Origin of the sequence: Novosphingobium chloroacetimidivorans (assembly GCF_014204535.1) — a bacterium.
GTDB classification, from domain to species: domain Bacteria; phylum Pseudomonadota; class Alphaproteobacteria; order Sphingomonadales; family Sphingomonadaceae; genus Novosphingobium; species Novosphingobium chloroacetimidivorans.
The window spans coordinates 32474-41354 of the sequence record NZ_JACHLR010000026.1; the positions used below are offsets into that span (position 1 = coordinate 32474).

The window sequence follows — 8881 nt, forward strand, 5'->3', positions numbered from 1 at the left end:
GGAGTGCCGAACAATGATGAAGCTCGACGGCGTGGCGGCGTTTGTCACGGTGGCCGAAGCCGGGTCGATCAGCGAAGCGGCGCGCCGTCTGAGCATGGCCAAGTCGGTGGTGCTGTCAGTCTAACGCGAACCGCTCTTTAAACGATGCACTTCAATCTTCGAGGATGGCAGCTTAGCCCACCTGCGAACATCGGCCCGAACCTGTTCCACCACAGCCGCACCGTCTCATGGCGGATGTCGATCCCGCGCTCGAACAGCAGGTCTTCCACGTTGCGCAGGCTCAGCGGAAAGCGCACGTACATCAGCACCACCAGCCGGATCACCTCCGGCGACGAGTTAAAGTAGCAAAATGGGCTGATGGGCTTACGTGGGCGAGGCATGGAACCGCCATACCCTGCCCTGCTTACCAGCAGGTGCACTTGGTTTGACAAAGCCATCAGGACTTCTGACCTTTTCTCCAGCCGTGCGTATGTGCCTCTCTTGGCTGGTGAGTCCAGAACGCTAAAATGGCGGAGAGCACCACCCGGACGCCGCAAAGTTCTGCCGTCTGGATATAGCGAGTCCGGCTCGGGAGCAGCGACTTCTCTAAGCTAAGTCCACGAGGTTTTTTATTTCGTCAGCAATGATCCGGTGATAGCCTCTTAGAATAACAGAGGGTCGCATCTCACTTAAACAGGGAACGCGTATGATGAAGCGACTTACACTAGCCTTTACAGCAGCAGCTGCTGCTTTCTCGTCGCCCGCGCTAGCTGCCGATCTATCGTTCGTCGGCAACTTCGCCGACGGCAATGATGTACAGCTTTTCAATTTTGTCGTGGGAGCTCCCTCCACCGTGACGTTACGCTCATGGTCCTATGCAGGTGGAGTGAATGCTCAAGGAGCGACCATCGATCGCGGAGGCTTCGATCCCATATTGGCGTTGTTCGACGGAAATGGTTTCCAGATCGGTCAGAATGATGATGATCAGACTGGGACGGTGGCGGCCGACGCTGTAACCGGAGAACAATTCGACGTTTTCCTGCAGCGCGTGCTGGGTCCCGGCAACTACACTGTATCCATCCAAGCTTACTCGAACTTTGCAATTGGCCCCAACCTTTCCGACGGCTTTGAGGGCGATGGAAGCCTTACAGACGTCACCGGCGATGTTCGCAACAACAATTGGGCCTTCGACATCCTCGGCGTCGAGTCCGCCACGCAAGTAGGCTCTGTGCCTGAAGCCTCAACTTGGGCCATGATGATTATGGGTATCGGCTTTGTCGGCTTCACCATGCGGCGTAAAGCCGCTCAGGTTATGAGCCCTAACGTCGCCTGATCGAAGGACGGGGGTCGCTTTGATCTGCGGCCCCTTCTACTCTCAACGGCCCCTCAGAACGGCACGGGCCTAATCGCGCAGCCAGCGAATACGTAATAGCTGAAGATATAACCCCAGCTCGGTCGACATTTTCAAAGCGATAGCGATTGGCCAAACGATGCGGTGAGGCTGCTTCGATCCTGCTCGTCCTACCGAGCTGTGACCGAGTGAGCCCAGGTGAGCTAGCCGCGAGCGAGTACGCGCATTTGCCCAAAGGGGCGACCACTACTACCAGCGTCGCTTGATGCCATGTTGCACGTAACGCTGCAACAGCCTTCTTGCCCAAACGCAATGGCAACGAATACGAGTTCTGGCTTATTCGAGCGAAGAACGACTGCTCCGAAGCTGCACGCTTATAGCGCCAGCCTCCTTAACTCTGTCGCGAGGGCCGCCCGGTCGATCGAGCGGCCTTACTCTCAGCAGCCCGACAGAACGGCGCAGGCCTTGTCATACGCGGGCCCGAAAGCTGCGACCTGACGATCAAAAGCCGCACTGACGCGCTTCTGGTCGGCCGCTCAAGCGATCGAGTAAGCACTCTGCGCCCGCGCGAAAACGGCCTCCACAGCATCACGCGTGCCGGGCTCGGCGTTCCACGCATCGTTGGAGGTCTGCATGCGCGCTTGGAGGGCCAGCAGTTCGCGGCTCGGCTCGGCTATCGGTGCGGAGTTGGGCTTGGTGGCGATCGCCAAGGCGGGCGAGGCGAGACAAAGGGACAGGCACGCAAGGGTAAGCTTCTTCATGGTACTTCGCCGTGGTTGATGGGCAGACGAGCCGGTCTGCCAGCGGTCAGAGTCACGCTTGAGATGGGGCTTTGCGGATGACGATGATGGCCGCCTTAGCGTGCCGCCGCCTCCGGCCGCCAGTAGATCCCGCGCTTCTCGCCGTTGCGTATATGACGTAAGTGACGCTCGGCTGCGTACCGCACTAACTCGCCGCAAGGGAACAGTTTGCCGTCGACTGCCGCCTTCGCCCGCGAGGTCGTCGGATCTTGATCGGCCAGAAAGCGGTTAGGCACGGCTCCTGAGGTAACCGCCGCCAGTCGTCCGGGGTGACCTTTGCGCACGACCTTGGCCGCGCCCGCACGGCGGCGCGGCGACAGGCCGAGCTCCTGCTCCTGGCGACCAGCATTGGAGTCAGCCTCGCGCATCGCTGTCAAGTACGGGCTGAGCCGAGCAATCGCTGTCGGATTGCCGCGCTTTGGCTTCAGCACCGCGCCGTTCTCAATGACTGCGCGCGAGCAGCGATCGAACACGATGTAGGCGAGCACCAGGCTGGATCGAGTGCGCGTTCGCCAGCGCGAGCAGTTCTCGCTCCTTCATCTCGGTCGTGATCCGACGCCAGTGCTCGCCAGCCGCAGCGCCCTCGATCTCGTCGCTCAGCAGCAGCGTCCAATCGGGCTCAGGAACGATGGCGAAGGTACCTTCGACGGGGGTGACGGACATTCATGACCCCTTTCAAAGCAACTTTTACTCTGGCCCCTAATCGAGGTGCGCACAGAGGTACCTGCCGGGTTTAGGAGGCCGCCCGTTCAAACTTTCGATAGGGGTGGTCCGTTCAGCTAAATCCACCAAATCGATGAACGATCAGGTGTTCTCGCCTTTGCGAGTCACCTCGACCGCACCGTGCACCTTCTTCATCCAGCCCTTGTCCCGCACATCAGGGTTGATCTGGAAGTTGCCAGCATTGTCGAGCACCGACCGGACAACGAAGCCCTCGTCGATGTAGTAGCACGGCACATCCCGTTGCTCCACGCCGTCGAGCCAGATGATCAGCGCCGAGCCGATCTCAAGATAATCGGCGCGATTGCCTGGATCGGTTGGTCCGTGGACAAGCGCGCGGGATCGAAGTCAACGACAGGTCGGTCACTTTCATTACCCCTGCCTCATGGATGCGCCGGATCGAGCGGCCTGCCATCACGGCCTATGCCATGCACGATGCCGCCTCGCTCCTCCCGCTGGATCTCGCCGCCATGGCAGCGCTTGCACGCTGGCTCCCAGTTATTGCGATCCCAGAAGAGCTTCTGATTACCACGGTGCTGGATGCGGGGGTCGACAACAGCGGCAGGCACCGCCCTTCCCTTTGCCTCGCACCGGATACACAGCGGGTTGGCTGCGAGAAATGCTAAGCGGGCCTTCTGCCACTTGCTGCCATAGCCGCGCTCACTGGATGAGCGTTTGTCCCTGCGCCAGCTAGGCGCTCTCAAGCGCGCTGCCAGGAAGTAAAACGAAGATCCATCCGTAGACATACGGTTAACCATTTGCATCGACACGCCGTCAACCGCCGCGATTTAGCTCCATGTAGAAATGGAGAGTTCTCATGCCGCGCACTCACAATCTCGCACTTGCCACATTTGACGAAACTTCGAACATCATCGCCAAGCAGGCCGAGCCAGCAGAGCGCACCGATGTTCAACTGACTGTCATAGATGCGGACGCGACTCACGTTCGCCAACTGCAGCATCTGCTGGCAGAAGCCTATCAGGAAGTTTCGCCAGAAGAGAAGTTGCCAATACGGCAACGCATCGCCGCCATTGTCGCGTTGACCATGTTTCTTTGGGCGTTGGTTGCGGCTGCCGTGTATGCCGTACTTTGAAAAAAGGGGCCGGGCTTAGGATGGTTGCGCCAATCCTACTTCGCCAGGGCTGAATGACCAGCGCTCTACCGGCTAACCCAAATTTACATCGACGATGGTACGGCACCGCACGATGAACAACTGTTCATCTGCGGAATTCGTTTGTGTATGCCTTCAGTGCGACCCGAAGGACTCGCAAGAGTCTGGACAACTACGCGGCGGCGTTCCTGCTATCCCGGGCGCCGCCGTTTTTTAAGCCATGCGCGATCCAGAACATACGGCACCGCACAGCGTATAGCACAGCAAATAGCCATTCACCGACGGTGTCCACCGTGTATAGTTGCGGTACCACCCGAAGGACTCTTGTTGAGTCCGGACAACTACGCGGCGACCTCCTGATACCTCAGGGGTCGCCGTTCTTTTAACTGCATGTCGCGATCACATTGATCGGCAATGACAATGCGCTGGGTCGGGGTTGCCAGACCATGAAGCGTTCGGGTGAGCTTCTGAATTGAGCAGCGAGGCTGTGTTGACGGCACTTTTGTCTAGGTGTTTGGTCCCGGAATTTGCTGGTGCGGATTTGAGGTAAAGCGGAATGGCTCTTTGAGCCATGCTTTGCAGATTGCTTCGTAGGGCGTGAGGCCCTTGAGGGTCTTGAGCCTGCGACCGAAGTTGTATGCGGCGACGAAGTCGCTGAGGTGCTGCCGCAGCTGATCGTGGTTGTCGTAGTGGTAGCGTTTGACGGTCGCATCCTTGATCGTCCGGTTCATCCGCTCGACCTGACCGTTGGCCCACGGGTGCTTCGGATTGCGGCGCGCTTTTGACTTGAGAGATTGTCCATAACGACGATGTCGCCGGGGCGTAGCTCGGGAACGAGCACGTTGGTCACGTAGGCCTCCAACCAGTCTCCGTTGTTGGGCCATCAAGCACCATCGGCGCGATCATGCCGGTCATGCGCAGGCCGGCGACAAAGGTGGTGGTCTTGCGATGACCATGCGGGAAGCCCATTCGCAGGCGCTCGCCTCTGGCACAGCGACCATGGCTGCGGGTCATGTTGGTCGCAGTCCATGTTTCGTCGATAAAGACGAGGCGCTCTGGCTCGAGATCAAGCTGGTCATCAAACCAGGCATGGCGCTGCCTCAAGACATCGGGTCGGTTCTGCTCGATCGCGTGACCCGACTTTTTTTGCGCGTGATCCGGTGACGATCGAAAAAGCGCCAGAGCGTGCCGATCCCGACCGCAATGCCACGCTTGGCAAGGCCGGTCCGGATCTCGGCAAGGGTGATGTCGCCATTCTCCTCCAGCATGGCCAGGATGAGCTCGGCATGTGCATCGGTCTTTGACGAGCGTTGGTCGCCTCCTGGCTTTCCAGGCACCGCTCGGCCATGCCTCAACGCTATCTGCCGCCGGCGGATAGCCGTCGCCACGCCAGCTCCGAACCGATCTGCAGCTGCTTGGCAACTCAGGCCGCCATCGATAGCGGCCACTACCCGGTCACGCAGATCCTGAGACAGTGCTCTGCCCATCCATGCCGGCCTCCAAATCCAGCCAGGCGGGTGAATCAGACCTGACGCGGCAAGAGAATACCGCTTGATTCAGGCACTGTGGAAAATACTTCAAGACTTGCGGAGGAGGTTGATTCGCGCGGGTGAGAAAGGCAGTTCGACGCGCGAGGCCGCAGCCCGCTCCGACGTGAGCCACCGACCGGTGCACTTCCTTTGACAGAGCCCTTGGCCGCCCACACCAGTGCAAGCTTCCGGCCAAGTACGCATCGGCTAACTACACCAAAGTAGAGCGTCATCGGCGCCCCTCCGACAGCGTCACACTTCTCCTGGCGTGCGGCAGGGTGAACTGCGCCCTCAGCGTCTCTTGCACCATGATGTACTACGTATTTGTCCGTGACTCGCAATTAGGTATGTTTCCGCCGATCGCGCATACAAATGATCTCGTCTCCACGTCACTTGAGTTCGCAGCGTTATGTCCAATATCTGTAACCTTCGGCGCCAACCATACCCAGCGACGGACACGCACGAAGAGGTGATGGCCGAACGGCTCGGTCCCATATTGAGAGTTCTGAAGAGCGCATGCGATTATCGCACACCAGGGCGTCTGCCGCATGCAACGCTACGCGATCTGACCTTTGGTGAAGGGCATTCCGCGATCGTGCGTGATGGAAAACTTACACGTCTCACCTTTGCCGACCCTGCCAGCGAGTCGGCGCTCGCCATGACACTGGCCGCGATGGCCGGCCCGGGCGAGCCGATCGCGGCCGATCCGGAGAGCCTCTCGGTCTTCGCACTCGCCGATCGCCTGGCCGTCAGTGACATTCCCGTCTTGATTAACGGACCGACCGGAACCGGCAAGGAAGTGCTCAGCCGCTTCATCCATGCACGGTCCAAGCGCGCCGCCGGACCTTTCATCGCCGTTAACTGTGCCGCGATGCCCGAGCACATGCTGGAAGCCATGCTGTTCGGTCACCAGAAGGGCGCGTTCACCGGCGCGACCGGCGCCAGCGAGGGCTTCATGCGCGCGGCCGATGGCGGCACGCTGCTGCTCGACGAGATCGCCGAACTGCCGCTGCCGCTCCAGGCCAAGCTGCTGCGCGCCCTGCAGGAGCAGGAAGTGGTGCCAATCGGCGCGACCAAGCCGATCCCGGTCGACATCCGCGTGATCGCCTGCGCCAACCGCGACCTGCCGACCGAAGTCGCCGAAGGCCGCTTCCGCGCCGACCTCTATTACCGCCTCAACGTCTTCCCGCTCAGCTTGCGCCCGCTGCGCGAGCGTGCGGACGACATCGCCCCGCTCGCCTTCGGCATGGCGCTGCGCCACGCCCACAACCCGGCTCGCGTGCCCTGCTTAAACGAAGCCGCGCTCGCCATGCTCAAGATCCACGCGTGGCCCGGCAACGTGCGCGAGCTGGAGAACGTGGTGCGCCGTGCGCTGCTGCTCGCCGGCGAGTCGGGCACGATCACGCCCGACCACATCGTGTTCGACATGCCAGCTCGCCTCGTCGCGGTGCCGAGCGTCTCCGAACCGATCGAGCTAGAGGCTCCGGCGCGCAAGCTGTCGAGCGTGGTGCAGCTGTCCGAAGCGCGCGCTATCATCGACACGCTGGAAGCCTGCGGTGGCAACCGCCTGCAGGCCGCTCGCGAACTCGGCATTTCCGAGCGCACCCTGCGTTACCGCCTCGCGTCGTTCCGTGACGCCGGCATCGAGATCAGCCGCGCCGCGGCGGGTGGCCGTCGATGAGCGGGATCAACGGCATCGGCGGCGGCGCTGCGGGCGTGCAGCAGATCATGGCGCTGCGTGCACAGATCATGGACCGCAACCAGGTCCTGCAGCAGTTGCATGCGCCGCAGGGCACCAGTCAGGTCGCCAGAACGCAGGCAGCACCGGCGCAAAACTTCGCCGACGCGTTCAAGACCGCGCTCGACGGCGTCAACGCCACGCAGCTGAAGGCGGAGGGGATCTCCGAAGCATACCAGCGCGGTGAAGTGACCGATGTCGCGAAAGTCATGCTCGCGCGCCAGGAAGCCAGCGTCTCGTTCGAGGCGACCCTGCAGGTCCGCAACAAGCTGCTCAGCGCCTACCAAGACATCATGCGGATGGGAGTTTAATAGCAAGCCGACGGGAGACGAGCTTACGGCAGCCGTAACAGCCCCGATTGGTAATACAATTTAATCGTATCACCAGGTCACCTAGGCGTCTGAGCGGCGTTTCCGACAGTTGAAACTGCGCCCGCAACCTCGATGCAGGGGTCGCTGTAAACGGCGGCCACTCTCGGCGGGTGTGTACTAAACAGGCCGAAGTAGTGAAGCCCAGTGGGCTGTTTCGGGGGCATACTTGTTAAGCTGCCTGAGGTTAGCTGGCTTTGGTGATTCAAGCTGTTCATTGCGATGGAAGCTGGATGACGCTGCGGCAATACGAACTGACAGATACGGAATGGCCGATCATCGAGCCGCTACCGCCCGACAAGCATCGCGGGGTTTTCAGTGTAGGTGATCGTGGAGTCTTGAACGGCATTCTCTGTCGGTCTCGAAGCGGTTCGCCATGGGCCTAGGCGCTTGAGCGCTAACGGGCCCTAAACGACCTGTTACAACCGGTTCGTACACTGGCGCCAAGCCGGGGTGCGGGAACGGCCTCTGACGGCTGTTCAGTGTCGTTAATCAGCTTGCGTGGCCATAGGCTGCGGCGATCGGCCGCCCGTCCGATCATCCGCTCGGCCGGGATGACTTCCGCTTGGCGGATCGCCGTGCTCGCCTGGACATCCACGATCTCGGCATTGTCGGCGTCGGTGAGGCAGTCGGTGAAGTAGTAGAAAGCAGCGCGTCCGCCGTGTGCCAAGGAACAGCTTGCCGCTGGATCAACGCGCGGGACGCGCTGCGGCTGGACCGAAGTTGCACCACCAAAACCGGCCGATCGCGCTGTAGAAGCTTCGGAGGTGCTCACGCATCGTAGGCAAATCCACAAACCGGTCAGCCGAAGAACGCAGAAGCCATGTCCGCGTTGTGGAACGTGACACGCTCAACCGAGCCGGCGATCTGGTCGCTATGGGGCCACACGCCCGTCTGCTGGGTCTGATTGGCAGGTACGAAGGCCATCGCCCCGATAATACGTGCGCGACGTGGTTCGACAACGTTCTGTCGACTTACCTCGCAATCGCGTCGGCACGTGCGGCAATGATCGGTGGGACGCTCACATGGCAGCAGCCGCTGTGTACGTCACCGTACACAAAGTCATGCTGGCAGCGTCGCGGAAAGTAGCACTAAAGTATTCGTGATGATCAAGCAGGAGATTACTGCCAGAGCCGGTTGGCTTTGAGCAGAGCGTTCGCGGTGATGACGAGCTTCCGCCTGACCGCGGTGATCGCGATTTTGGCAGGCTTTCCGGCGGTCACCAGCTGCTGATATTTGGCTTTAAGATCGGGATTGAAGCGGGCGGCGACGAGCGCTGGCATGT

Annotated in this window: 9 protein-coding genes and 5 pseudogenes; 5 read left to right on the plus strand and 9 right to left on the minus strand. The window is 60.6% G+C overall.

The features are described from left to right. Window positions 1–13: 13 nt before the first annotated feature. Window positions 14–124 (plus strand): LysR family transcriptional regulator, encoded by a 111-nt coding sequence (locus tag HNO88_RS19465; protein WP_246382104.1) that lies wholly within the window; start codon window positions 14–16, stop codon window positions 122–124. Between the two features lie 58 nt (window positions 125–182). Here the strand turns inward: HNO88_RS19465 and HNO88_RS19470 are convergent. Beyond that, a pseudogene (locus tag HNO88_RS19470) lies at window positions 183–380 on the minus strand (IS6 family transposase); the annotation flags it as partial. 308 nt (window positions 381–688) lie between these two features. Between HNO88_RS19470 and HNO88_RS19475 the strand changes: the two are divergent. Next, a complete protein-coding gene (locus HNO88_RS19475; RefSeq protein ID WP_221420123.1) occupies window positions 689–1312 on the plus strand; it encodes a DVUA0089 family protein in 624 nt (207 codons plus the stop codon). 554 nt (window positions 1313–1866) lie between these two features. On the opposite strand, the gene HNO88_RS19480 is transcribed toward HNO88_RS19475, so the two are convergent. From HNO88_RS19480 to HNO88_RS19495, 4 genes are all read right to left on the minus strand, one after another. Next, window positions 1867–2091: a hypothetical protein gene (locus HNO88_RS19480; RefSeq protein WP_184249784.1), complete on the minus strand. Its 225-nt coding sequence runs from the start codon at window positions 2089–2091 to the stop codon at window positions 1867–1869. Between the two features lie 95 nt (window positions 2092–2186). Beyond that, window positions 2187–2618: a P27 family phage terminase small subunit gene (locus tag HNO88_RS19485; RefSeq protein WP_184249787.1), complete on the minus strand. Its 432-nt coding sequence runs from the start codon at window positions 2616–2618 to the stop codon at window positions 2187–2189. Beyond that, window positions 2572–2793, minus strand: a complete 222-nt coding sequence (locus HNO88_RS22445; protein WP_184249789.1) for a hypothetical protein — start codon at window positions 2791–2793, stop codon at window positions 2572–2574. The genes HNO88_RS19485 and HNO88_RS22445 overlap by 47 nt, the downstream gene beginning before the upstream one ends. A gap of 141 nt (window positions 2794–2934) precedes the next feature. Continuing rightward, entirely contained in the window at window positions 2935–3102 is a 168-nt protein-coding gene (locus tag HNO88_RS19495; RefSeq protein ID WP_184249791.1) for a hypothetical protein, read from the minus strand. Between the two features lie 565 nt (window positions 3103–3667). On the opposite strand from HNO88_RS19495, the gene HNO88_RS19500 reads away from it, so the two are divergent. After that, entirely contained in the window at window positions 3668–3943 is a 276-nt protein-coding gene (locus HNO88_RS19500; protein ID WP_184249794.1) for a hypothetical protein, read from the plus strand. A 524-nt stretch (window positions 3944–4467) separates the two neighbouring features. Here the strand turns inward: HNO88_RS19500 and HNO88_RS19505 are convergent. Beyond that, window positions 4468–4725 (minus strand): annotated as a pseudogene (locus HNO88_RS19505) (integrase core domain-containing protein); the annotation flags it as partial. Further along, window positions 4701–5448 (minus strand): annotated as a pseudogene (locus tag HNO88_RS22450) (IS630 family transposase); the annotation flags it as partial. The pseudogenes HNO88_RS22450 and HNO88_RS19505, both read right to left, overlap by 25 nt. Before the next feature lie 661 nt (window positions 5449–6109). Between HNO88_RS22450 and HNO88_RS19520 the strand changes: the two are divergent. Together HNO88_RS19520 and fliE are read left to right on the plus strand one after the other, a co-directional pair. Then, window positions 6110–7171 (plus strand): annotated as a pseudogene (locus tag HNO88_RS19520) (sigma-54 interaction domain-containing protein); the annotation flags it as partial. Continuing rightward, the gene (fliE, locus tag HNO88_RS19525; protein WP_184249807.1) at window positions 7168–7539 is read left to right on the plus strand and encodes a flagellar hook-basal body complex protein FliE; all 372 of its coding nucleotides are present in this window, start codon (window positions 7168–7170) and stop codon (window positions 7537–7539) included. The pseudogene HNO88_RS19520 and the gene fliE, both read left to right, overlap by 4 nt. A 538-nt stretch (window positions 7540–8077) precedes the next feature. Here the strand turns inward: fliE and HNO88_RS22460 are convergent. Together HNO88_RS22460 and HNO88_RS22740 are read right to left on the minus strand one after the other, a co-directional pair. Continuing rightward, window positions 8078–8338: pseudogene (locus HNO88_RS22460) on the minus strand (IS5/IS1182 family transposase); the annotation flags it as partial. A 59-nt stretch (window positions 8339–8397) separates the two neighbouring features. Continuing rightward, on the minus strand, window positions 8398–8523 hold the full coding sequence (locus HNO88_RS22740) for a hypothetical protein (RefSeq protein WP_281384055.1): 126 nt from the start codon (window positions 8521–8523) through the stop codon (window positions 8398–8400). Window positions 8524–8881: the final 358 nt, after the last annotated feature.